This is a genomic window from Roseovarius halophilus (ex Wu et al. 2025), assembly GCF_047086965.1.
On the sequence record NZ_JBKOTX010000053.1, the window covers coordinates 1 to 24,234 of the forward strand.

At 64.5% G+C, this 24,234-nt stretch carries 27 protein-coding genes; 10 read left to right on the forward strand and 17 right to left on the reverse strand.

What is annotated here, in order from left to right:
* The 17 genes from ACH107_RS12520 to ACH107_RS12600 all read right to left on the reverse strand — a co-directional run.
* Positions 1-930 (reverse strand): DUF2793 domain-containing protein (locus ACH107_RS12520; protein ID WP_412506142.1); only part of this gene is annotated, 930 nt, incomplete at its 3' end.
* An 8-nt stretch (positions 931-938) separates the two neighbouring features.
* Entirely contained in the window at positions 939-4,874 is a 3,936-nt protein-coding gene (locus ACH107_RS12525) for a glycoside hydrolase TIM-barrel-like domain-containing protein (RefSeq protein WP_412506143.1), read from the reverse strand.
* A complete protein-coding gene (locus ACH107_RS12530; RefSeq protein ID WP_412506144.1) occupies positions 4,868-5,329 on the reverse strand; it encodes an NlpC/P60 family protein in 462 nt (153 codons plus the stop codon). Before ACH107_RS12530 ends, ACH107_RS12525 begins: the two co-directional genes overlap by 7 nt.
* Entirely contained in the window at positions 5,301-6,194 is an 894-nt protein-coding gene (locus tag ACH107_RS12535; protein ID WP_412506145.1) for a DUF2163 domain-containing protein, read from the reverse strand. The genes ACH107_RS12530 and ACH107_RS12535 overlap by 29 nt, the downstream gene beginning before the upstream one ends.
* Positions 6,191-6,820, reverse strand: coding sequence for a TIGR02217 family protein (locus ACH107_RS12540; protein WP_412506146.1), 630 nt, complete (start codon positions 6,818-6,820; stop codon positions 6,191-6,193). Before ACH107_RS12540 ends, ACH107_RS12535 begins: the two co-directional genes overlap by 4 nt.
* A gap of 2 nt (positions 6,821-6,822) precedes the next feature.
* On the reverse strand, positions 6,823-8,478 hold the full coding sequence (locus ACH107_RS12545; protein ID WP_412506147.1) for a phage tail length tape measure family protein: 1,656 nt from the start codon (positions 8,476-8,478) through the stop codon (positions 6,823-6,825).
* 201 nt (positions 8,479-8,679) lie between these two features.
* Positions 8,680-8,940: a hypothetical protein gene (locus ACH107_RS12550; RefSeq protein ID WP_412506148.1), complete on the reverse strand. Its 261-nt coding sequence runs from the start codon at positions 8,938-8,940 to the stop codon at positions 8,680-8,682.
* Positions 8,941-9,019: 79 nt separating this feature from the next.
* Positions 9,020-9,427 carry a phage major tail protein, TP901-1 family gene (locus tag ACH107_RS12555; protein ID WP_412506149.1) on the reverse strand — a complete coding sequence of 136 codons (408 nt, stop codon included), beginning with the start codon at positions 9,425-9,427 and terminating at the stop codon, positions 9,020-9,022.
* A 10-nt stretch (positions 9,428-9,437) separates the two neighbouring features.
* Positions 9,438-9,863 carry a hypothetical protein gene (locus ACH107_RS12560; protein WP_412506150.1) on the reverse strand — a complete coding sequence of 142 codons (426 nt, stop codon included), beginning with the start codon at positions 9,861-9,863 and terminating at the stop codon, positions 9,438-9,440.
* Positions 9,864-9,878: 15 nt separating this feature from the next.
* Complete coding sequence (locus tag ACH107_RS12565; RefSeq protein ID WP_412506151.1) at positions 9,879-10,172, reverse strand: hypothetical protein; 294 nt, start codon at positions 10,170-10,172, stop codon at positions 9,879-9,881.
* Complete coding sequence (locus ACH107_RS12570; RefSeq protein WP_412506152.1) at positions 10,169-10,495, reverse strand: DUF2190 family protein; 327 nt, start codon at positions 10,493-10,495, stop codon at positions 10,169-10,171. The genes ACH107_RS12565 and ACH107_RS12570 overlap by 4 nt, the downstream gene beginning before the upstream one ends.
* Before the next feature lie 64 nt (positions 10,496-10,559).
* Positions 10,560-12,773 carry a head maturation protease, ClpP-related gene (locus ACH107_RS12575; RefSeq protein ID WP_412506153.1) on the reverse strand — a complete coding sequence of 738 codons (2,214 nt, stop codon included), beginning with the start codon at positions 12,771-12,773 and terminating at the stop codon, positions 10,560-10,562.
* A 3-nt stretch (positions 12,774-12,776) separates the two neighbouring features.
* Positions 12,777-14,300, reverse strand: coding sequence for a phage portal protein (locus tag ACH107_RS12580; RefSeq protein ID WP_412506154.1), 1,524 nt, complete (start codon positions 14,298-14,300; stop codon positions 12,777-12,779).
* Entirely contained in the window at positions 14,300-14,500 is a 201-nt protein-coding gene (locus ACH107_RS12585; RefSeq protein WP_412506155.1) for a phage head-tail joining protein, read from the reverse strand. The genes ACH107_RS12580 and ACH107_RS12585 overlap by 1 nt, the downstream gene beginning before the upstream one ends.
* A complete protein-coding gene (locus tag ACH107_RS12590) occupies positions 14,497-16,326 on the reverse strand; it encodes a phage terminase large subunit family protein (RefSeq protein ID WP_412506156.1) in 1,830 nt (609 codons plus the stop codon). The genes ACH107_RS12585 and ACH107_RS12590 overlap by 4 nt, the downstream gene beginning before the upstream one ends.
* On the reverse strand, positions 16,295-16,858 hold the full coding sequence (locus ACH107_RS12595) for a hypothetical protein (RefSeq protein ID WP_412506157.1): 564 nt from the start codon (positions 16,856-16,858) through the stop codon (positions 16,295-16,297). Before ACH107_RS12595 ends, ACH107_RS12590 begins: the two co-directional genes overlap by 32 nt.
* A gap of 1 nt (position 16,859) precedes the next feature.
* Positions 16,860-17,525 (reverse strand): hypothetical protein, encoded by a 666-nt coding sequence (locus ACH107_RS12600; RefSeq protein ID WP_412506158.1) that lies wholly within the window; start codon positions 17,523-17,525, stop codon positions 16,860-16,862.
* 432 nt (positions 17,526-17,957) lie between these two features.
* On the opposite strand from ACH107_RS12600, the gene ACH107_RS12605 reads away from it, so the two are divergent.
* From ACH107_RS12605 to ACH107_RS12650, 10 genes are all read left to right on the forward strand, one after another.
* Positions 17,958-18,461 carry a hypothetical protein gene (locus tag ACH107_RS12605; protein ID WP_412506159.1) on the forward strand — a complete coding sequence of 168 codons (504 nt, stop codon included), beginning with the start codon at positions 17,958-17,960 and terminating at the stop codon, positions 18,459-18,461.
* A gap of 95 nt (positions 18,462-18,556) precedes the next feature.
* Entirely contained in the window at positions 18,557-18,751 is a 195-nt protein-coding gene (locus ACH107_RS12610; RefSeq protein ID WP_412506160.1) for a hypothetical protein, read from the forward strand.
* Positions 18,748-19,170, forward strand: a complete 423-nt coding sequence (locus ACH107_RS12615) for a hypothetical protein (RefSeq protein WP_412506161.1) — start codon at positions 18,748-18,750, stop codon at positions 19,168-19,170. Before ACH107_RS12610 ends, ACH107_RS12615 begins: the two co-directional genes overlap by 4 nt.
* Positions 19,167-19,550: a hypothetical protein gene (locus ACH107_RS12620; protein WP_412506162.1), complete on the forward strand. Its 384-nt coding sequence runs from the start codon at positions 19,167-19,169 to the stop codon at positions 19,548-19,550. Before ACH107_RS12615 ends, ACH107_RS12620 begins: the two co-directional genes overlap by 4 nt.
* 131 nt (positions 19,551-19,681) lie before the next feature.
* Positions 19,682-21,028, forward strand: coding sequence for a DNA polymerase III subunit beta (locus ACH107_RS12625; RefSeq protein WP_412506163.1), 1,347 nt, complete (start codon positions 19,682-19,684; stop codon positions 21,026-21,028).
* An 88-nt stretch (positions 21,029-21,116) separates the two neighbouring features.
* Complete coding sequence (locus tag ACH107_RS12630; protein ID WP_412506164.1) at positions 21,117-21,398, forward strand: hypothetical protein; 282 nt, start codon at positions 21,117-21,119, stop codon at positions 21,396-21,398.
* A gap of 96 nt (positions 21,399-21,494) precedes the next feature.
* On the forward strand, positions 21,495-22,250 hold the full coding sequence (locus ACH107_RS12635; protein ID WP_412506165.1) for a hypothetical protein: 756 nt from the start codon (positions 21,495-21,497) through the stop codon (positions 22,248-22,250).
* Between the two features lie 133 nt (positions 22,251-22,383).
* Positions 22,384-23,127 carry a hypothetical protein gene (locus tag ACH107_RS12640; RefSeq protein ID WP_412506166.1) on the forward strand — a complete coding sequence of 248 codons (744 nt, stop codon included), beginning with the start codon at positions 22,384-22,386 and terminating at the stop codon, positions 23,125-23,127.
* Positions 23,128-23,354: 227 nt separating this feature from the next.
* On the forward strand, positions 23,355-23,789 hold the full coding sequence (locus ACH107_RS12645) for a hypothetical protein (RefSeq protein WP_412506167.1): 435 nt from the start codon (positions 23,355-23,357) through the stop codon (positions 23,787-23,789).
* Positions 23,789-24,217, forward strand: coding sequence for a hypothetical protein (locus ACH107_RS12650; RefSeq protein WP_412506168.1), 429 nt, complete (start codon positions 23,789-23,791; stop codon positions 24,215-24,217). Before ACH107_RS12645 ends, ACH107_RS12650 begins: the two co-directional genes overlap by 1 nt.
* The last annotated feature ends 17 nt before the right edge of the window (positions 24,218-24,234 follow it).

Consider the following 24,234-nt stretch of genomic DNA (forward strand, 5'->3'; position numbering starts at 1 on the left):
GGGACTCCATGTCGCCCCGCTGTCGATGCTTTCGCGCACGACCGGCGTGGCGTCGGTATCAATGAAAATGCGCGCGGTCATGTAATTGTAGGAATTCGATCGCCGGTTCAGGACAAGGAACGGCCTGAACGCCGCCGCGCCCGGGAAGTTCGACGCGCCGCTGCCGCCGCCGCCGTAGAAGCCGCAAGGGAATGCGTCGTTGGCGTCGGGTTGCGACAACACCCCACCCGTGAAAGAGCCGAGGCCATGCGCCTCATTGAGCAAAGCCCGGCCCGGGGTCGTGTCTTCGGGGCCGGATTGTACCGCCGCGCCGCTCAACAACCCGGTCAACGCGTTGATACGCAGCGCCTCGGTCCATGTACTCCCGTCGGAGCTGACCTTGATTGACCAGTCATCGTTGCCGGCCGTGCCCATTTCGGCTCTGCCGCTGAAACCCGTCTGGAAAAGCAGCGATGCCGTATCCCCCGCCCCGGCCTTGTTCACCTTGACCTGGTGCCCAGCACCGGCATGGTTCAACAGGATCGCGGCGGATGAAACGGACAGGCGGTTGGTCGCGTCCGCTGTCGCGTTCACCCCGATCATGTCGAGATTTTGCAAATATTCGCGCCAGGCGCCGTTTTCGTAGACAAGGATCAGCCCCTCGTCCTCCACCCAGGCCAGCCATCCCTCGTTTGGCTGCAGCCTGTGCCACGCGCCGGCGGCAAAGTACGCAACGCTGTCATCCCAGCCGTCCCACGCAGCCGTCGCACCTGACGGAACCAAGTATCTGTCGCCGTCCACCGGCGACCCCGGGGGCGTCGATGCGTCACGGTCAAGAACCGATAGCTGGACAACGGCATCGACAGACTGCAGCGCGTCGTTGACGGTGACGTGTTCGCTTTTCTGTGACGCCTCGAGAAACGGCAGGCTCAGTTTCGCGGTGTTCGCCATGCGATCCCTCACAAGGTTGCCGCTTCACCGCTCCCTCTGCCGTATGCCGATCCGATCTGATAAATGACCACGTTTACGGACGCTTGCGGGGAACCGAAGTCGGTCGTTTGTTCACTTACACCGTATTGAGCGGTCTCTGATCCTGTCTCTATCGTTCTGACCACATTCTCGCCGTCGAGAATGTCTATCTCGTACCGCTCAACGTCCTCGGCCAACGGCGCTTGCGCCACCCCCCACGAGGTGCCACTCCGGCTGCGTCGCATCCACGAAATCGTCAGGTTGCCGTCATCATCGCGGTCCCCGCTGACATGCGCCGGCGCCCACGGGCGCAGCCCCTCGCCCGTAAAAGTGTGTCGCAGGGGCGCGATCGTGTCCTCTTGCGCCCCGCTCTGCATCGCGACCTTCCACCAATAGCTGACGCCAACATCGCTCAGGTCCATCGTGATCGGGACTACCGCCTCGTCCAGATAGACAAAGCCGGCGCCCGCCGGCAGCATGTTCTGGATGAAACGCTCTGTTCCGAGACGACCCCGGATCAACCCGGAAAGATCATACACGCCCGGCGAAACCAGTGTTGCGTCGCGGAACTGCATGATTTCCCAGCCGTCCGGCGTCTCAAGGGCAAGCCCGTTCGCGCCGCCCAGCACCTCGAGGCGTGTGCGGCTGCCCAACCGGCCATCTGCCAACTGCACGCGTAGCGTCACCTCGTTCCACCGATCAGGCGGCCCGGCCGGTAGATCGGTCAGCGTGGCTCCGATGGTTGCCGGCCGCCGCGCCGTTCCAACTACGGAATAACCGCTGGCCTTTGACGATGACCTCAGAATGTTCATTGCCCCCGGCCACGGGGATGAGAACACGGCCGCGTAGCCTTGATGATCAGCGAAATCGCCGGGCAGCGTCGGCAGATCGAGGGGAATGAAGGAACTGGTCGGCGAGCCCGACGCGGCTTGCACGCTTTCGCGTGCCGCCGAACTGATCGCGCGGGGCCTGGAAAAACGCAGGACGCTTGGTTCGATCCGCCGCGCGGAGAATTCTCGGATTGCACCGCCAGTGGTCTGCGTGATCTGCCAAATGTCGTCCGACCCGGCGTCTGGCACGCGTATCATGTCACCCGCCTGCAAGCGCATAAGCGACGGCGGCAAGGCAAGACCGCCGAGGCTTTCACGCTCGACCCTGCTTTCCCTCAGCAACCTCTCTGCGACAAGAAATGCTTGGGCCTCGCCCATAACGACGGGCATGTTCATGACCGCCGTGCCCTCGCCGCCGAACGGCTGAACATCGCTCACCGAAGCCGTCTCATACGTCGCGGAATCCGCCGACGGAAAGCTGATCTGCCACGCCGCCGGCACATCGTCCGCCCGTGAGCGTTCCCGCTCAAATCGGGCCTCACCCTCCCCGACGGTCGCGAACCGATCAACGCTGATCGTCGCGCTAGGTTGCTGGAAGATACGCGCGACGGCGCGCAGCTCCACGCCAGTATCTATCAGGTCAACCGCCCACGCATCGAATATCTCTGAAACGGCATTGCGGTACGACGTGACGCTTTCGACCACGAAGCCGGAAACGCTTGCATGATCCGCGTCAGGCGTCAAATCGACGTTGAAACCATCCGCGACGGCCTTCAATAGCCGCCCGATCGTAAGCCCCCCGCGGCCATTCAGCCAATGCCCAAGATGATAGTTTGATGCGTCAACCCACAGGGAATCCAGCGCAGGAAATGCCGGGAAAGGGCGTGCGTCCCAGGCCCATGCACAGCACATGCTCAGGTCGATCATGGGCGCTCCATCATCGCCAATCGGCATGTTCTCCTGCCAGTACCCGATCAGGGCCCGGATCGCCTGCTGCTGCGCTGCCTCGTCCTGCGCGCCCGATGAAAAGTAGGGCAACTGCGACTCCGAGCTTTTCGGATCGTAGAACACGTTTGGCTGGTTCGCCCCCAGGTCAACGGCCGGGAACCCGTATTCGGTGAACACAATCCGCTTGCTCTGCGGCACCCAATCGGTCTGGGTCGAGGATTCAGCGCCACCGGGCCGATCATAGTGCTGGTTCAACCACCAATCTCGAAGTGCCTTCCGGCGGAACACCCAATCTTTTCCGTGGGCCGTGTCGACAATGGGGGTGCGATCCCTGCGCTGCCGGTCCTCTTGGCTGGCATAGAAATAGTCCCACAGCTCGCCGCCCTCGACGTTGCCCTTCAGATATTCAAGGTCATACTGCAGCCATTGCTGATCTTCACGCCCGGACTGGTCGGCCGTGCCCGGATTGATGTCCGCCAAAGGCAGGTAATTGTCGATACCGATAAAGTCGATGTTGTCGTCCGCCCAAAGCGGATCGAGATGGAAAAACAGATCGCCGCTGCCGTCGCCTGCCTGGAAAAAGGTGGTCTCTGACCAGTCCGAGGCATATGTGATCTCGACGTCGGCCGGCAGCACGCCGCGCACATCCGCCGCGAGCGCTTTCCACTCAGACACAGCCGGGAACGTGGCTTTGTCCGAACGGATAGCGTTCAACTGAACCATCTCCGAACCGATCGCGATGGCGTCACCGGCGCCAAGGCCGGCCTCTGCCGCGATCGCTGCATAGTGCAGGATCATGCGCCGCAAGCCGCCGTCACCCGGGCCGCTGTAGGGTATCGTGTTGCCATCCCACGCACCGAAATCACTTGGTCCCGCCGATCCGAAAAACGCCGACACCTCGGCGGCGGCCGCGGCGGTCTGATCCGGCGAGCCTGAATATCCGGGCGCCACGCTAAGTGTCATCCGGCCCCGCCACGGGAATACCGGCTGCCCGCTGGTGCTGGCCGCATCGCTGTACGGGTCCGGCAGCGTATTCGACGGCGGAACATCGCCGAACAGGAAGGGGTACACGATCACATTGAAACCGCGTTGTTTCAGCTCTTTCAGCAACCGCAACACGCTGCGATCGTCCGGCGACGATCCATATGACGGGTTGCCGTCGATGGCGCTCACCTCGTTTGCCGTCGCCCGCGTGAACCCGGAAACACTCCACGGGTCTTCGGGATTCTTCTCCACGTTCTCGAAACGCGGCTCGATGACCGTCTCCGAAATGCGCAGGTCATCGAAAAACCACCCCACCACGACCAGAACCGTTTGCACGTTCGGCAGTGCCGCTTCCATGCTGTCCAGCGACACCAGAACGTCTGCGCGCCCTTCCTCCTGGTGCACGTTCAACGCCTTCCAGGAATCAGGGTTGCCCGGCCCCGGCAGAGACCTTCGGTCTTTCCGCTCCACGGTGTCGTAGCCGACCTCGGTAGACCCCGGGATGAGGCACGCACCCTGCACCGGCATTGGGTCAACAGACCGGACGATTTCAGCCGAAACCTGCGGCGGCCGGTTGCCGTATACGGACAGGTCCATGTCCTCAAACACCAGATAGGCCAACCCGAGATAACCAGGCGCATTCCCGCCCCCGTCGATCGCCTCGATGGTCGGGTCAGGCTGCTGGCTTTCCGTCCCGAGGTAGCGGCGCACCGTGACCGACGTTTCGTCAAGCTGCTGCCCATCAACCCAGATACGACCGATCTGGTCCACAGGCCCCTCGCACAGCCCGACCGCAAAGGATAGCGAATAGGAATACTCTCTCCGCGTCACCCCGCCGCCAAGATCCTTGCCGCCTTGCTCGGTGACCGTGACGGTCTCATCGAAATTGGCCCACCAGATCATTGTCCCGCCAACGCGGAAACGCCCCCAGCCGCGCCTGATTGGCGTCCCCTCCTGCGAGTCCATCGCCAGCGTGTTTGTCAGCCGTCCCGTCTCGATGGTCTGCGAACCGGCCGTGATCGCCCGCGCCGCCGTCGCGCCGAGCAACTGGCCGATGGATCCGCCGATCAGCGTCGAGGAAACGCCCAGGATGCTCCCGCCGATGGCGCTGCCCGCGATACTGCCAAGTGCGCCGCCTGCGGCAGCGAAAACTGCCGTCACCATGATGTAACCCCCGGAAAGGAAAAGGCGGCGGCCAGACGACCATGATCACGCCACGGCAAGATAGAAACCTCGCACACGCCAGTAACACGACGCGCATGGATCACGCGGTCATTCTCCACCAACAGGCCCACGTGCATCACGGCCATTCTGTCGCGCCACCGGAACGCGACAACATCGCCCGGCCGTTCCGTTCCCAGCGCGATCGGCACAAGGTTCTGATAACCGGCGGCCAACAAGGTTTCATTGGCCGCGCTGTTGGCAAAGTCGCGCGAATAGGCGGGCATTTCGAGCGGCGTTTCGCCCAGCGCCCAAGCCCGGAGCGCATTGATCAGGCCGACGCAATCGCACCCGGCCCCTTTGACCGCGGCCCTGTAATGGTAGGGTGTCCCGATCCATTCACGCGCCTCCTCGATCAGATCGCGCCGATCAATCAAAGTCATACCGCGACGATCCATCTCGTTTCTGCTTTTCGTCCGGGGCGGTGATAACCGCGCTGTCCCCGGGCATTGTCTCGAAGCCGCGAAAGCGCGTGTAATTGTTAAACTTGTTACGGCAGTGGCGACCGCTCTTGTCGCATCCGGCGAATATTGTCAGCGTGTCACCGGCCAAAATCGGGCTCCGCGGGGGCTCCCAGATGTCGATGAAGGCGTCATCTCCGACGATCTGGTGGATCCTCACCGTCGCCGTCATCCCTTGGTTCGCGCCGCTTTTCCAAGCCAGTGTCCCGTAGTCGAACCATCCGTCGGAATAGCCATCGAGGCCGTATACCGTCACCGATGTCGCGCCGTCGACAGAAACAACCTGCGCATCTGACGAATAAGCCGCGAGGGAAAGGTCCACACCGCACCGCTGATCCCCGAGAACAGCATCACAGTGGCGGTGGTACACGCGGCCCCGAGGTATTCGCGCCGCGCGCTGGGGGCCGTCGATCTCGGCGGTGAACACGGTTTCGGATCGCGTCATGCGGCCGGTTCTGCCGACAAAATCCGCGATGTAATCGCCCGTCTCCCAATCGACCAGAAACACCTCGACCCTGGCGTTATCCCACAGCCCTGCAGCGATGTCCGCTTCGGTGATCGCATCGCTAGACAGCCCGCCGGCGATCTCTTGGTTGGCGACGCCGAATCCCAGCTCGCGCGCCGCGTCCGTCGCGGAAAGCCCGGACTCGGCCTCAAACGTCATGCCCATGATCGAAACGGGCCGGTCATGTTCGGTGAACCCGTATATCTTCCCGTCGGCCCGCGTCACACGCCAGCACCGCACCAGCGTTGACGCCCCGACGGCCGCCTTGGCCTCTATGGCTGCCGGGATATTCCTCAAGATTGAATCTCCACAACGGGAATTTGCTCGTACACGCCCTCCTCTGCGTATGGCAGTATCAGGCCCAGATCGTCAGTATCGAACCGCACCGGCACGTCGAACTCGTACCCGGCCGTTATGGAAACCCCTGAACTCGGGGCGCTATCGAACGTGATGATCCCCGTGGTGGTATCCACGGACCATCCGCCTTCTTGCTCCACGCCACCAACCGCAACACGCACCGTACCGGCGACCGGCTTTCTGATGACGCGTTCATACCGGCGGCCGCCCGATACGTACCCCTTGACCAACTGAAAGCTGGTGCTGCTGCCATCGACGGCCGCAACCTGCTGGTCCGTCGGGGTGACGGGCGCCAGCGGCTTGCCGGACTTGAAATCGCTCTTGTCCTTGAGGCGGAAACCGCGCGCTTTTCCCTGCCGGGCCTCCCAGAACTCCATGATTTCGTGTTGATCATTGAGCGACCGAACAACGGTGGACAGGTCGGCCGACAAATAGGATGCGGCCCACAGGCTGTTGCGTTCTTCGTGACCGTTCCCGAGGCGCGCGATCTCTGTCCTGCGCCGCCGCCGGAACAGAACACCGAACGCAGTGCCGCCGATCTCGAGTCGCACCTCGTCAAAAGCCATCCTCAATACTCCCTTGCGCGGCTCAAGGCCCTCGCGGCCTCCGACGCGATTTGCGCACGGGATCGGCGGAAACTTTCGGCGTCCGCGGCCGTGATGTTCATGTTCACGGTGACAGAGCCGCCGCCCTCGGAGCGAACGCCCAGCTTGCCATCGCGGCCGCGGGACAGCGGAACGATGGCCTCCGGCCCGGCCTCGCCCATCAAGCCTATACCGTTCGGCATCGGGAACGTAGTCGGGGCGTTCACAACCCCGCCGCGCGCGAAAGGCGTCACGCGACCCTGTGAAAACGCGTTGCCATCGGCGTTGATCAGAAGGCCGGCCAGCCCGGCACGCGGGACACCGAAAAGCGCATTGAAAAATGGCCCGAGCTGACCTTGCCCGAACAACCCTGTACCGATAATCTCGCCGGCCTTATTCACGATGGCGTCGAAGGCGTCATCGAGGGTGCGCGCGCTGGCCGCGCTACGGGTGAGCTGTCGAACCACGTCTTCGAGCGCACTTCCAAGCTGCTGGGCGTTTTGCACGTCATCCTGGGTCGGAGCCCCCTGAGATGTCCCGCCCAGCGGCAGGTTCGGGCGCATTTGACGGTAACGCCGTGCATTGCGCGCCACGATGTCGGACCCGGCGCCTCCGATGAGGATGTCCGCCCCTTGCCCGCCTTCGATGCTGTCTCCGGCACCACCTTGCAAGGGCGCGCCGCCGCCAAGGTCCAGGCCACCGGATTCCGCCTCTTTCCTCATGCGCTCCATGACGCGCATCTGCAAAAGCGCCTGCGAAATGTTGTTCGCCAGCTTGCGGAAGCCCTTATCGAGTCCATCTTCGGAAAGGTCCACCAATTCGGCAAGAACCTCGGTCGCCTCTTCCAAGGCCATCTTGTCGTCCGCGAGTGTTTCGGTCAGCGCAGCCGCGTCCAGATCACGTATCGTCTCGGCGACTCTTTTGAACTCCTCGTCCGTCAGATCGAGGTTTTCGCGCAACTCTACGAGCCGAAGCGGCGCTTCGTCTGAGTCTGTGAAAAGCTGCGACAGCGGCACGTACTTTTCAAAGGTTGAAGGCGTGCGTGTGAAATCTCGGAACGTGTCGCTGTCAGTAAGAGACCCGATCGTGTCACGAAACCCTTTCCGAGCCTCGAACGCGGCGAATTGTGCCTGCGCTTCCAACGCCTCGCGCACCGCGTCGTCCACCTCGCCGTATTTTTCCTTGAGCTGGTCGAGCGGCGCAAGGGCGGCCCCTATCGCGCCATCCAGATTGTCCAGCTTCGACACCCAATCGTCAAACGCCTCCTCGAAATCACGGCTCGCGCTCTCCCCGTCCCAGAGCGAGATCGCCAGCGCCCCGACGACCGCGCCTGCAGCGCCAATCACGGCGCCCCAAGGGCCAAAGGCCCCGGCAACCTGCGTGCCCTGCTGGATGAAGGCGCGCAAAGGGTTCTGCCCGCTGGCGACCTGTGTGAAGAAATCGCCAACCTGAAAGCCCACCTGCTGCAAGCCCACGGCATACTGCCGGTTAGCGCGATGGCCGGCCGTTTTCAGAAAGGTCGAAAACCTGTCGGCGCTGCGCTCGGCCCCGCGCACGTTGTTCTTGAAGGATCGAACCGCGGGCCCGGACCCGTCCTCTGCATCGAGGATCGCGCGCAGGATGTTTACCGTTTCAGTCATCGGGGTATAGCCTCGATAGCTCCTCGAGCCTGTCTTGCGTCATGGGCGCCGGGCGTCCTGTTTGCCTTTTGACGGCCTCCTGCCGCGCCGACCACATGACCAGTATTTCGGCGAGGGATGCGCTGCGAACCTCGGACGGCGACAGACCCAGCGCCGCGCCAGCCTTGTATATAAGCGCCGGATCAAACGGCTGGTCGGTACTTACTGATCCGGCGCTGTCTCCCCCGACACAGCGACGGTCTTGCCATAGGCATGAGCGATCAATTCGGCCATGAAATTGATGACTGCGGTTGCACCGCCTTCCTCGACCGCGCTCTTCACGTCCTCAAGCGCATCGGTCGCCCCCTTGCCGCCCTTCGCCGCGATGCAGATTGCCACGATCTCCATCGCCTTCTTGGCATGCTGCCGGTCAATGATGCGGGACAGATCGTGCGCGTCGCCGTAACGCTCGTTGATGTCCATCAGGGCGCCGGCTGTAACCGACGCCTCAAGCGAGACGCTGCCTATTTTCCGTGTCAATTCGGTCCGCATTGATCACTCCTCATCCCGCCGCGAAGGTGATTTGGCCGGCTGACTCGAGAGAATAGCTGTAAGTCGCCTCGCCGTCGTGATTACCGGCGTATTCGCAGGATACCACCATGAAATCGCCCTCGAAGGTTCCGAGACCGGGAACGATAGCCTGCGCGGTAATAGCCCCGGTCCCGAAAAAAGCAGACTGGACGGTCGTGTCCGTCGTCGCCGCCTTGAAAACGCCCTGGCCGCTCAGGTTCAGGCTTTTGGTCCCGTGGTTGTTGATCAGCTCGCGCCAGCGGTTCGGGCTTTCTCCGTTTGTGGCGTCAATGGTGGTGCCGTTGAAGCTGATCGTGCTTGCGCGAAAACCGGCCACCGTAGAGAACGTGCCGCTCCCCGTTTCTATCTTGATCAGTACGTCAATGCCTGCCTCTGCCATTGCTATCTCCTCAATCCAGCGTCATCGCGACGCAATTTATCGTCAGGGACGCCGGTTGCTCCGCGCCGCCTTCTGGTGAATCGAACTCGTAGTCGAGCGTTTGAAAGCTGCCGTCCGCGACAATCGAGGCGATGGTCGTGTCGCCATCCAGCGCGTCGACCACGGACTCCCCGATTTGATCGAGGCGGTCTTGCACCTCGCCGTCGGCCGTCACCGAGTCGAATATCGTGACAGCGATGGTGTGCATGGTGCGCGTGTCGTCCTCGCCCGAAAGGCGAGTCCTGTCCTGCCCCACGGAAACGACCTCGCAATCCGGCAAGCGATCCTTGCCGCGCGCGAACGTGCGCAGCCCCGTCACCCGACCGCCCAGCGCCGGGACATTGGCCGTGATCGCGTCCTTTACGGCGGCGCGAAGCTGCTGGCGGGTACTCGGCATCTGTCATCATCCCTATTAGCTTGTCTGTTGCAGAATAAGGTCGGTCATGCCCTGACCGTCGGGGAGGCAATAGCGAACCGTGTACGTCGTGCCGCGCGCTACGGCGCTGTCTCCGTCATCCAGATCGGCCACATCGGCCTCCTTGGCGGTGATCACCGGGCGCTGGACGACGAAATCGCCTTCCTCTACGCCCCGCATGGAAAACTCCGCGCGGATCGTTCTGGCGGCGCCGCCGCCGGAAGGCTGCACCGTGACCTCCTCGCCCAAGGTGGCCACAAGTGCATCCGCCATGAGTCCGAACGCGCTCACGGCCACAGCTTGACGCGGCCGGTGGCGCTCGGGTTGCCCGCCGCCTCGGCGGCATACCCCATCTTGGTGTTCCCGCTCGAGGCGGTCGTCGCCTTGTAGGCGCTGCTGTCCCAATAGATAGCGGCGCCCTGCGTCCATGCCTGCGCGGAAACTTTGGGCACCTCCCAAACGCCCTCGATCGCCACCTCATGTTCCTCGCCGGATTCCGCGTCGGTCATCGTGATACCGACCAGGCTCCCCAACACGATGATGTCGCCGGAACTGATCGAAGAACCGCTCGTCGCCGTGATCGTTTGCCCTGCGCGAATGTAGTTTTTTGCCATGATGGCCCCCTGTTCTGATGGTTGCGCCGCCCCGTCAGGCCGGGGCGGCTGTCACTGCCGGCCGTTACGCGCCGGGGTTCTTGTAGATGCCGCGCGGCTCCACGATCCCGGCCCCGAACATCATCTCGGCCGTGTAGGTGACGCCCTTCGGGTTCCGCTTTTCCTCGACCTCGACGTTCGGGCTTTCGTAGCCCGACAGGAAAGAATGCTCCGTGGGCGGCAAGCTCGAATCCGCCAGATACCAAGCCGAATTGGACCCGTTCGGCACGCCCGCCGAAATGTACGGCGTCGCAACCGGGTTGATTCGCCCCTTGTAGGGGTTCGTGTTGGCGTCCGTATCAGGCCGGGTATCGGCCACGAATTGCGCCGCCTTGGTGTACTGTGTCGGCGGCACGATCATCGTGTCCGGTGTCGCCATGACGAAATCCTCACCAGACGATTTCGCGCCCGGCGGGCGCTGCTGCATCATCGCCTCGAAGCCGGCCCCGACGGTAGCCACGGAAATCGCCGCCCCGGAGCCCGCGAGGTTGTTCCGAGCCGACGCGAAAAGCGCCGTACCATCGGACAGGTTTGCGTTCGACAGAATGAGTCCCCAGACAATCAGCTCTTCCTTCTGACGCGCGACCCGCGCGAATTCGGAAGGCAGCCGCGAAAGCGCACCCATGTCGTCGTTGACCACCAGCTCGAACGTCAGGTTGATCTCGCGACCGTAGCGTTTGACCGCATAGCTTTCACCCTCGTCCGTCAGCGTGGTCGACTCGTATTCGCCCGCCTCGTTCGTTTCCAACATGCGGAAATCGCCGCCGAACTGAACGCTGTAGAGCGTCCGAAAATCGTTTGCCGGTCGCTGCGCGGAAACCGTGCGATAGGTCGGGACGACGCTCTGGTAGCGCGACCGCATTTCGCGGTTCATCAGCTCGGAGGTGATGAAGCTGAAATCGCTGCCGGTATGCGCGCCCATCATTTGCGCATCGCCCAGCATGAACGCGCCACGGGCCGCCATCCCGGCCTTGGCAACCTCGGTACGGGTCATGCCGCGCGCGCCGCGCCCGGCGCACATTTCGGCCAGGCCGTAAAGCGTCAGCCCGCGGTACTGCATGCCCGGGGTGTTCTGCAGTGGGTAACGCGCATCCCCGAAGATGCTGTTCCCCAGCGCCGTGATCACCCCCTCCATGTGCGTGTCACCGCCATCGCGCGTGATCGAAACTCCCGACCCTGCGACCGAACGGTTCGGCACGGCCGGCACGCCATCTTCATTCTCGCGAGCGCGCTTTGCGCAGATCATGTCGACCGCCTTCATCTTGGCGTCGGCCGGGTCGTTCGTCTCCGAAACGGCCTGCTCGACCTCGGCCGCTGTCAGCTCGTCAACGTGGGTCACCTGCATGACGACGCGCCGGCGTTCATCGGCGTCGAGCCGCGCCCGCATTTCGGGCGTCACGGTCATCCCCCCCGTGGGCTGGACGTGCGCCGCCATCGTGGCGGGGCTTGCGGCATTGGCGCCATCGTTCTGTCCGCTTTCCGCGATCGGCGCCTGCGGCGCTTGCGAAACCACACCGTCTGCCGACATGGCAGCACCGGCGGCGGCGTCTCGGCTCTGGGAGGTCTGCGCCTGCCCTTGATCCTTTTTCGGCATAACTGCCTCCTTGCTCGATGCGGCCGCAGCCGCGGTTCCTCGGCCCCTTACTGTCCAACCTCGATCGCGGGCCATGCGAGCGAGGTGTTCCGGCGCGTTGGCGAAAACGGTGTAATCGAAGGCGACAGGATCATCGGCTTCGCCCGCTTCTAGGCGATCCGCAAACCCCTGATCGACGGCATCCTGCGGCGCCATCCATTCTTCATTGCGCATCATGGCCCGCACGTCGTCCTGAGACTGCCCGCTTCGCTTGGCGTAGACGCGGGCATACTCCGTCGCCAGCGTGTCGAGGCGTCCCGCGGACTCGCGGTGCTCGTCGGCGTTGCCGATCGTGATGTTCATCGGATCGTGGATCATCATCATGGCGCCGTCCGCCATCGCGATGTCGTCCGCCCCCATGACCAGGAGAGAGGCTGCGGACAAAGCCATGCCCTGAACAATGCAGGTCACGTTTCCCGCGTGGCGGGCGAGCACTGCGTAGATGGCCGCGCCCTCGAACGCCATGCCGCCGGGGCTGTTGATGAAAAGCGTCACGTCCCCCTTGCCGGCCAGCGCCTCGGAAACCTCCGCCGCGGTGAATCCATCCCGCTCCTCGCCCACGTAGCCATCCAGAAAGATGCCCTGCGCTGTTTCGGATACCGCCATGCGTCACTCCTGTCCCTCTTTCGACCCTTCTCCACCCGTCGCGTCATCCGTGTCACTATTTAGTGGCCCGATGCCCTGCTCCGGGGCCTGCGCGTTGCGCCGTGGGTCGGTGTCATAGGTAATGCCCAGCCGATCCGTGCGCGTCAGATCGCGTGCGAATTCGTCATCAATCTGCTCGACATCCAGACCCAACTCGCCGACGGCCCGCCGGCGCGATGTCAGACCGTTTCGGATCGACGCCGCCGTGGCCGGCACGTCCTTCGTCGGGTCGGTCATCGGAAAGCGTGGGGGTATCCATTCAATGCGATACTCGCGCCCCCCGCCAAGACGCAGGTCGATATACCGCCTCAGCCATCGACCCATGGGCTCACAAAGCATCGGGATGATCACCGTGTTCTGCAGGGCGCTCATGTTGCGCTGCATGTCGAGCCGGCCCAACCTGCCGCTGGTATAGTTTACCCCGCGAAGGTTGGCGGCCAGCGACTCGAACGTGATGCCCAGCGCGGCAGCCACCATTCGCAGCAAGGACTCGAAATACTCCGAATATCCATGCGGTTCAGGGGGGCGCGGCATCTCCACGGTGCGGCCCGGCGGCAGCCGATGATACGATCCGGGCTGCAGGTCGTCTATGGGATCCTCCGTCGTGGACCCGTCGCCAATATCCCCCGAAATGTCATGCTCGAACGCCACCCACATCGCGCTGATCTTCTGCTGGATCAGCCGCGCATCAGCGTATTCATATGCGTCGTGCAGAAGGGGCATGACCGGGGCAAGCATCGGAACGCCGCGGCGCTGGTCCGGTCGGTCGGGCTTGAACAGATGGGCAACGCGATCCGCCTTGACACGGCGGCTTTCGAGCGGGCCGTTCCGAGTGTGCATGTAATCGCCGAACGGATTCTGATAGTACAGCCGATAAGCGACGCGCCGGCCCAGCAAGTCGAACTCGATCCCGTCATAGGCGTCGTTGCCATTCGGAACGCGGCCGTATTCGGTGCTGTCCAGCATCTCGGATTCCAGCGTCTCGATCTGGAAATTGAGCGGCAGCCCGTCGCGCCCGAAACGCGGCCGTTCCAGCCACATCATTTCGCCGCTCTCGACCAGCGCCCGAACGCTCTGGCGCTGCAGGCCGTAAATGTTTTGCAGGCCCCGCGCATCAACGGCCGTGCTGTCGCAGAAATCGCGCACGATCTGCTCGACCTCGCGCTCAACACGATCCGACCCCGCGCGCACTTTCGGGATGATCCCGTCGCCTACGCTGTTGTCCACCAGAACCCGCGCCGCGGCAGACGCGATGGCGTTGTTGCGCACCATGTCACGGGCGCGATCGCGCATGACCTTCGCGCCACGCAGATTGACGTTGGCATCACCAGCCGGTGCGCGCATCCCCTGCGCGCGCCGGGTTCGCGAAGCCGCATCATACGACGCGGCCGCCGACATCGCCGCCTTGTACCGGGCGCGCTGGAACCCGGCCTTCGGCGACACGGCGGCGATCACACGATCCAACAGACTTGCGTCAGGCGTCGCCATTACCGAAAGCCCTTTGACGTGCCGATCCGGCGTATCTCGCGACGCGGCTTGGCCTGCAATGACGCCTCGATACGCTCGATCGCGCGCTCCATTTCGGTGAAGGAACGATATGTCACCATCTTCCCGTCGTGCTGGACCGTCTTCACGCCGCTGGCGTAGGCGGCCTTGAGGGCATCCAACTGGCTTTGCGTGAAACTCAAAGCGATATTCTCCGTCCACTAAAGAAGCTCGACTTCGACGATCTGGCCGGCTTCCTTTCAACCTTGCCCTCCGCCAGCTCCGCGGCGCGTTTGTGCAGGTCTATGTTCATGCTCATCCGCGCGGCAGTCGCATAAACGCGGCAATCAAGCGGCTCGTTGCGTGCCCCGTCGGGCTTTTCCCATGTCTTCACAGGAAACCCCCTCCGATATTTCGTCACTAATTTTTCGACGGTGAGCTGATCAAAATACTCGTCGGGGTAGCGTGTCGGGAAATGGCAGTACCCAGGCCCCGGGCTGTCCACGGCCAACCGGCCGTAGGTCTGCACCTTGGCGGCGCTGACCCCGATGACAAAAAGCTGAACACCCTTTTTCTGGTTGCGTGTCGCCTTGGCGGGCCAGATTGGCGCGTCGAACTGCGACGACCCTTTCACGCCGAATATGCGCCGTTTGAAGCGGGTCTTAACGTAGCTGTAGGTCTGATCCGTGAATGACCCGCCGGTGTCGACGCAGGCCGTTTCGATCTTCATCTCGTGCCCGCTCGCATGCCGGAACGACCGCGACAGCGTTCGATCCAGCGCCTCCCAGAACTGCGGCGAGGCCGGATCACCGTATTCGCGCACGTAATCGAGCGACCAGGATTCATCGTTCGGCGCCCAGGCGACAATCTCGCACTCGAAGCGATCAGGCTGAATGTCCACGCCAGCCGTGACCAGAACCGCTGGCTCCGGCACCACGTCGGCCGGATACTCCTCACGGCGCCCCTTGAGCCCGTCCGCGCTCAGGCCCTCCCCGCCGCTGTCCCATGTCTGACCCAAAACCGTGTTGACAAACACCTGCAGCGTGGCCGGGCCGCCTGCCTTGGCGTCCACGAACTCGCGCGCCAGCTTGCCCCATGCGGCCCCCGGAAAGGGACTGTAGAGCGCATTGATATGAAAACCCGCGTGACCGCTGAATTCCGCCTGAGCGACCCATTCGCCATTGGCGAGCATGGTCATCTTGTGTTTTTCTTCGATCACGCATCCGTTTTCCTGGCACACGTAAACGGCTTTCTCCGGCTGGCCGGTCGGCCATTGAACACCGCCCCAGAAAAGCGGCTGCCGCGCGCCGCATTGAGGGCACGGCACATGGAATTCGCGCTGGTCCGAAAGGTTGTACTCGCGCTCGATCAGCGACAGGCCCTTGAGCGTCGGCGTCGACCCGTTGACCTCCTGGGGCGCGTAGGCGGTCTGCGTGCGCTTCGCGCTCAGGGCGATAGGGTCGCCCTCGTTCGATACCTCGTAGGCGTCGATCTCGTCACGAAACACCTTGCGAACCGTGATCCGCCGGAAATTGCGCGGGCTTTTCGCGCCGGCGATGGTTAGCGTCCCGCCGCCGGTGTTCATCTTGAGCATGGTCTGGCGTGCCGATCGACCGTCATCGCGTGTAGCCCGCAACTTGCCGCGCAGAGCAGGCGAATCCCGAAACATCGGTTGGATTTCCTCGGTCGAAAACCCTTTGGCGTCATCCTCGGTCGGCTGCAGGACGAGGATCGAACAAGGATCGTAATGGCTATGGTATCCGATAGCGGCGCAGACGATCTTGGTGTAGCCGATACGTGCGCTCTTCATGATCGTGACCTTCGTGTTCCTCGGGTCCGAAATCGCGTCCATCATGCCCTTCTGATACGCGAAAGTCGTCCATGGGCCCGGCTCCGAACTGGCCTCGGGCGACAGGACAAAATAGCCGTCGGCCCAGCCGCTCAGGCAGAGCGGCGGCGGCGGCTGCAACGCGCCGAAAAACGCACGTCGCAGATCCTCAGTGTTTTGAGTCGTCAGGAGCGAATTCACTCAGAACCTCCCTTACCAATGCGTCCAGCGTGTCCTTTTGCGCGGGCTCCAATCCGAGCCGCGTTGCCGCGCGCACGGGAAGGCCCAGCAGCCTCTCGCGCACGTGCTGCGCAACCTCTTCCCATTCCGCGACGACAGCCGCGCGCTCGACCAGCTCGCCTGCCTTCGCTTGCGCCTCGAGATGGCGAAGCCATGCCGTGTTGGCTTCCTTGATCCGGCGCGCTTCGCTATACGTCAGCTCGGCCCAATTCGCCGGCGACAGGCCCGCCGGCGTCGTGTCTGCGCCGTCCTTCTCGGGCGCGGCGTCCGGCTCGGAAGGCTGGCCGATCTGCGCCGGTTCGGCCCGCCCCCCGGAACCCGAGTCCTTTTTCCGCGTGCCGACGCTCTCACTGATTTCCTCGACGCTGACGGGATCGACCTTCTTGCTGCCAGGCAGGCGCCGAAGGCGACCCTCCTTGAGCAGTTTCGCCACGTATGGCTGCTTGACGCCGAGCCGTTCCGCCGCCGCCTTTTGCGTCAGCCCGTCGGACATCTCAGAAGCGTTTCTGGCCGCGCTTCGTGCGGAACACAGGGTTCTCGATTTCGCGGATTACCTCTCGGCGTAGATGCGTCTTGAGACGCGCCTGGATGGTTTTCCGGGCCATATCCCGCCAATCGAAGACCGGCTTGTAGTGAACGGATTTCCGGTAACGAACCAGCAGATCAAGACCGCTGCCGTCCGCTTCGCGCTGATATATCCCGGGCTTGAGATTTTCCTGTCGGCCCGCCTGAAACACATCCTTCTTGCGCAGAATGCGAGGGATCGCCTTGAAGCGCATGTTGCCGGAAGCGTCCCGGTCGATCTTGACCGGAACCGGAATGCGCTTGCCGCCGACCGAACCTCGGCGGCCGCTGTATTTTCGCTTCGAGGCCGAGCGACGACCGCCGGCTTCCTGAAACCGATACATGCTGGCCTGATGATCCTTGACACCGACAATGGCTGGCGATCCCCGCTTCGCCGAGATCAGAAATACCGATGTGCGCTCCATATAGGGTACAGGACGGTCGAACCTTTTGCGGATGCGCTTGAGCGTGTTCGTGCGCACGTCCTTCGCTGTCTGCGTGGCGGCGTTTCGGAATGCCTGCGGCAACTGCCGGTCGAGTATCCGGCGCAGCAGGTTTTCCAGATCGGCGGGTTGGGTGCGTGCAGTGAACCTCATGCCTTGATCGTATATAACCAGTTATTTTTCTGTTATATCGAAATGCAACGCGGTCGCGAATAACCCCGCCCTACCACACCTAGGTGTAAGAACCTACCCGGGGTACTAGATGTAGTCCGAATCACTATATGTTGCGGTCAAGCTCATATTGCGGCCCAGATGTGGGCTTGACCTAGATATTGATCCCGAATCGGTGCGAAGCACAAGGAAAGGCGCGAGCTGGGCGCCCTGGGCGCGGCCGGCAATTATCGAGATGACGGCCGCGGCCGGATACCTGCCGTGGGCGAGGGCGAGGGCGAGGGCGAGGGCGCCGCTAAGCATGCGGAAAATCCGCAATCAATAGCACAGAAAACTTGAACCTTCCGACCGCATGCCCTACCTTTGGGACAAGCCGCGATTGGCGCGGTGATTCGGAATAATGGAGATTCCCCAATGGCCAGTTACCAGATCGACGTGCGAGCGCTCGCGACCGGCGATGCCGATCACCTGCGCGCGTTCTATATCGCATACGTCAACGAATTCCTTTCCGTCGACGGCATGGCCCGGTTTTACGGCGTCAAGCCGGAGTCGGCACGGGCATGGATTGAAGCCGGCCGCGCGGCGCATGAGACGCGTTGCGCTGCAGATCGGGCCAATCTGCCGGACGTGACGACTCGTGACCGGCGCGACATGCCGGCCACGGCCGGCGCCGGCGAAATCGGCTCGGACGATCCGCGCGCAGAATTCGAGGTTCTGGACAGCCGCACAACAGAAACCGGCGCCAAGATTGATTTGGCCGCGCGCTGGGCAGGCTGGGCCTGCGCGGGTTCGCGTATGCGCTGGGAAAACGGCGCGTTCGTGGTCCGGTATGAAATGCGCGACGGGATGCGCGGATCCCGCGCATTCCGGCCGGCCGATGCTGATAAGGCCGCGCAGATGTTCCAGCGTATCGCGTAACGCATTGTTGACCGGCCGCGCCATGCGGCCGGCATGCCATGCGCCACGCATGCGGCTGGGATGGGCCCGGCCGATCAGATCGAGGAGCGATATTGATGAAACACGATGTCACCATTTACCGCGATCCGCGCGCGATCCGCGCGCGGTATTCGGGCCTTGCCGCGCATTACACGCGCCGCGCGCATACAATGGCCGATGCCGGCCGCATGGCCGATGCCGAGGATAACGGGGCCCGCGCGGCGCATTATGCGGCCATGGCCGCGACCATGGGCGAGGAGGCGGCGCAATGAGCTGGGCAACCGAATTTCCCGAGATGGCGGGCGAGATGCCGGCACCGATCCCGTCAACGTGGCGCGACGATGGTTGGCGGCACGACGCGAGTCCTTGCTTTACATGGGCCACGGCCGGCGCCGGCGATACGAATTTCACGCGCGCGTTGATATGGGTCGACTCGGCCGATCCGGCAAAGCGCGAGGGGCCCGGCGCCACGCGGTTTCTGATCTGCTACACCCACGACGACGGCGAGATTAAGGACGCATACGCGACCGACTCATGGGCGGCCGTGCTGAAATACGTTTTGCCGCGCGAGGCGCTGGGCGCGGCCTATGTCGCGGCCGTCGGGTATAATCCTTTCCTTGACGATCCCGACACCCTGCCGGGGCAGGTTGCGCGCGACCTTGAGGAAATCATGAAAGGCGGTGACGCATGACGACTCGCGGCTTTTACGTGGTGGGCGTTTACGGCGACGGGGGCACGAACCTTTTGACTCCGATATTGCCCAATGAGGCGGCGCGCGGGAAATCGCTGGCCGACGCGAAACATTCCGTATGGTGGCAGTATCAGCCGCGCGGCGAATGCCATGGCGTGACGTGGTATATCTGCCGGCCGGAACCGACCGCGCCGGGCGTCATGATAGGGCGCCGGGCGATCCTGCCGCGCGCCACGGGCGGGCCCGGATCCGTTTGCATTGACGACGCATGCGATTCCGTCCGGCTCGACATTGGCGCGCAGGCTTTCCCGATGACGAAAACCGCGCACCGCGCCGCGCTTGCGGCGATCTGGCCCGACGCGGCCGGCGGTGACGCATGACCACGCCCCGACGGGGCGCCGGGACGGCGCCCCGTCATCCTCGAGCCCCCCGCCCGGCCGCGTGCGCGCGGTCGCGCCGGGCGCTTGCCCGCCGTCGGGATTAGCCCGGCGGAAACAGATAGGAGTCTGAAATGCCGAACGATATGACACATTCCGAATACGCAACCGCGCTTCAGGCGATCGTTGATGAGGGCGCGGCCGCGCTGACATCGACCCCGGCGCCGCTTGAGCCGGCCGCGGTGGAAATCGACCACGGCCGCGCGCTGACCGCGCTGGGCCATCTGGTCAAGGTGCTGGACAAGAAAACCCCGGCGCCCGTTCTGCGCGGCGTGCTGATCCGGCACGACGGCTCGGATCTGCGCGTGACGGCAACCGATATGGATTTGCGGGGCGACGCGTATTTTTCGACGGGCACCGGCGGGGCGCCGTGGGCGGCCGTGGTCGACGCGGCCGCGCTACACAAGGTGCTGATGAAAACGAAAGGCAAGGCGCCGGCGGTCCGGCTCGAGCCGGTCGCGGATGCGGGCGAAACGGGCGTTGTGGTGACGATCGGAAAAACACGGGTCACGCTCGGATCCGTGGCGCCGGTTTCGGATTTCCCGACGGCTGGGCCGCTCAATGATGACCGGGCGTTCGCGCTTGGCGCGTCTATCGTATCGCGCCCCGCGCTGGCCGATCTGTTCACCCGCCCCGCATTCGCGATCTCGAACGAAGAAACGCGGTATTACTTGAACGGCCTTTACCTGCACTTGCCCGGCGCATGCGGCCGCAATGGCGCCGAGTCCACGGACACCGACGGGCGCTATACCTTGCGCGCGGTCGCGACCGACGGGCACCGGCTGGCCCGGTTCGACTCGGAAATCCGCTTGCCGGGCATGACGGGGCGCGAGACCGTCCGGCACCTGCCCGACGGGCGCCGCGTTCGCAGCTTGCGCGATGATGCCGGGCAGATCGTGCCACGCAAGGCGGTGCAGATCATCGGCAAGCTGTTGACCGCGCGCGGCGCGCCAGATCTGGCCGGCCTGGAATTCACGCCAAGCGCGTGCCGGGTCAGCGTTGATTGTGTCAGCATCGCGGCAAAGGCGGTCGACGGGGCATTTCCCGATTATACGCGGGTAACCCCGGCCGGCGATGCGCATTTCGCGCTTGACCGTGCCGATCTGGCCGGGGCGCTGCCCGCGGTTCAGATCGTGCACGACAGCGGGGCAAAGGCGGTCAAGATGACAATCGGCGCCGCCGGCGGTACGGTGACGGCAACGGGCACCACGGGCACGGCCGAACAGGCATTCGGCGCCGAGATCATCGCCGACGGCGGCGACCACGCGACCGGCTTTAACGCGGATTACCTGGCGAACGTGCTGGCCAGCTTCAAGGCGGCCGATCGTGTCTACATGACGCAGGCGGGCGCCGGTGATCCGGCCCGGTTTGAAGCGCCCGGCGATGCGCTGGCCGTCGTCGTTATGCCGATGCGCGTTTAAGCGACGGCAACGGGGCGCGGCACGCCGCGCCCCATCCCCCCCGAAAAATGAATCCCCCGCGCAAGCGGGCCAGCCAAGGAGTCACAACATGGCCAAAGTGAAATTTTCCGCATTCCGCGCCGAACGGTCCCCCGGGTCGCTTGGCGGCGTCACGGTCAAGCTGGATGTCGGGAATCCGCCGCATCCCCCGCGCGTAATTGAAACGAACAGGCTTTCCGAGATCGAGTCGGAGCTTGCGCGCTATGCCGGCGAGGTCGGCGCCGGCGGCGAGGTCCGGGCCGTGTCCGTTTCCGTCATATCCGGGCGCAAGCCGAACGGATTCAAGGCGGCATTCGATGGCCGGCCGTTCATCGGCGTGAACACGGATTGACCGGCCGCACCGGCCGAGGGGCGCCGCGCGCGCCCCTTTCCCGTGCGACCGCACGCCCGGCGGGATGGGCCCGCCGCGGAACAGATGGAGTCTGACATGACCAAACGAATTGAAGACCACGGCGCGGCGCGGCTGGCGCTTTGCGAGGGGCTGGCCGATGCGCTGGGCGAGGCGACCGGCGACACCTGGACGCGCGACGACTCGGCCACGTTCCACGAGGACTCTTGGAACGAACTAGGCGACCCGGCCGGATTCCGCGGGTCGGTGTTCCGGCGCACCGGCGACGGGTTCGCGGTGCGGGTGACCGCCTGTTTGGAATACAACCGCGGCGACCGCGTGACCGCGCGGATTGACTGGCCCGACGATCCGACCGAACGCGGCGCCGGGCGCGCGCAACGGCTGCACAACGCGCCGGGCTGGGCATACGACACGCCCGAGCCGATGACCACGGCCGCGGCCGACCGGCCCGCGCGGGCGGTGGCCCGGCAGATCGCCCGAGAGCTGGTCACGGTCGAGCACGCCGACGCCTGGGCCGCCATCGAGGATCAAAACGCCGCGCGGTTGGCGCTGTGCGACACGGCCGCCGACTGGCGGGCCAAGGTGAGCGCCGCGCTGACCGGCGACCCGGCGGCGGCCGACGATCCGCGGCGGGGTATCAGGTACTCCGAATGCCAATCTTCTTTTTCCGGTCCGTCGCCGCGGTTGCACCCGGTCGGGCTCGACCTGCACGACCCCGGCGGCAACCGGCCCGGCGGGATTGCATCGGTTGACCTGCCGGACGATCCCGACGCCGCGGCGCGGATCGTGGCCGCGATGCGCGCGGCAGTGCTGGCCGAAAAGGGGGGCTCGTGATGATGGATTACAGCGAAAACCCCTGCCCGCACTGCAGCGCGCACACGCTGATATATCACCAGTATATCGCCGACTCGCGGTGCGAAACGTGCGGCGAATGGGAAGCCGAGGAAAGAGAAGAGGAGGCCACGCAATGATGCTGGACGACGTGACCTTGACAACCGATGGCGACCGCGACCGGATCGAATACTGCGGCACCGCCTGCACCGTGCAGCCGAATCCGCGTTACGGCGAGGCGGTGCGCAAGCTGACCGCAAACATGATGACCCGCCCCGGCATGACCCGGGGCGAGGCGCGGCGCCGCGCCGAGCGGGAAATTGACGCCTGGTCGTTTAGCGTCCCACGCCCGGCCGGCGATGACCCGGACAATACCGGCCCCCGCACGTTTACCGCACCCACGCGCGCGACCGCGAGGCATCATTGCCGGCGGTGGTTTGTCGACGCGGGAATAATTACCGTTCCGACTGACAACGCCCACCTTGACGCCACGGATCGAGCCGTCGCCGGGCGCCTTGAGGATGCGCGGCGCCGCATGGTCGGGCCGCGCGTGGGCGATTTCGTGATGCTGCCTGGACAGGCCGCGCCGGTGACGCGTATCTGCGGATTCAGCTTTGACGGCGAAAGGTTCGGGTTGACGCATGGCGGTTCATTTTCGCTGCCCGCGCTGGGCGCCCCGGCGCGCGATCCCGCGCTCGAGGCCCGCGCGGGATATTCCGGCGGGTTTGATTGGTGCGATGAATGGCGACTCGACCGCCTTGCCGATTCCGGGCAGATTGTCCGCGGTCGGTTCTGGTTTTTCAGCCATGGCCAGCCCGGCGCCGGGCGCGGCGTAGACGTGTCGCTTGACGCGCAGGTCTTCGATCTGGGCGATACATGACCCCCGCCGGGGCACCGCGTCCCGGCCGGATGATGCGCGCGACATCCTCGAGGGGCGGGCCCGCCGGGCCCGTCCATCCGGGCTGTTGCCCGCCGCCCCGGATGGGCCGGGGCGGAATTACAGGAGTCCGAGATGCGAAAATTGCACCTGTCCAGCGTCGCGGCGCTGGTCGTCGGGTACGTGCTGACCTTGGCGCCATGGGTCGCCCTGATCATGGGGGCGCTGCCATGACCTACGACAAAAACGAGCTGCGGCTGTATCGCGACGCACCACCCGCCCCGGAACCCGGCGCGGATCCGGCCCGCTGGATCGTCGCGCCCGGCGTCGAGATCATCGAGGATACGCCGCGCCGGATCGACCCGCCGACGGTATCCGCCGAGGCGCTGCTGGCCGCGGTCGACGCCGCGGCGGCGCGGATATTCGGCCACGGCCACCGCGCCGCCTTCGACCGCGCCGCCGGGGTCCGGCCGGGGTCGCTGAACCAATGGGTGAGACGCGACCAGATACCGCCCCCGCGCCTGGTCGCGTGGCTGGCTTGGGTGTCATCGCATCCGAAGCCCGAGGAAGTGGGGCACGCGCTGCGCCTTGTCATTGCGTGCGGAGACCGCGCGGAATCCCGCGTCGCGGTGGCGCGACGGGCATTGGCGGAGGCCCGGAAATGATGGCTGACGCGCAAGACGATCCCCTCGCGATCCTGCTGCTGCACGAAGGGGAGCCGATCGACGTTCTGGGCCACGCGCCGAAACGCCGCGCCGGGCACCTCAAGCGGGCACTGGCCCGCGCGGCGCCCCGCATGGCGGCGCTTGCGCCGGATCTGGTCAAGACGGACCCGCCGGTCGAATACGCCCGCGGGGCGCTGATCATCGGGCCGTTTACCATCTGCTTTGACGACGCGCGCATCGCCCCGCCCCGCCGGCCCGAGGTGCCGCCGAAGACCTCGACGGAACGCGCCCGCGCCCACCGGCGTCGGAAGCGGTACGGCCTGACGGAAATCAGGTTGGAATGCCCGGCTGAAACCGCCGACAGGCTGCGCGATCTGGCCGACGCCATGGTGAGACAACGCAAGGCGGAAGTCGACGCGGCGCCATAGCGGCGCCATGCGGCCGT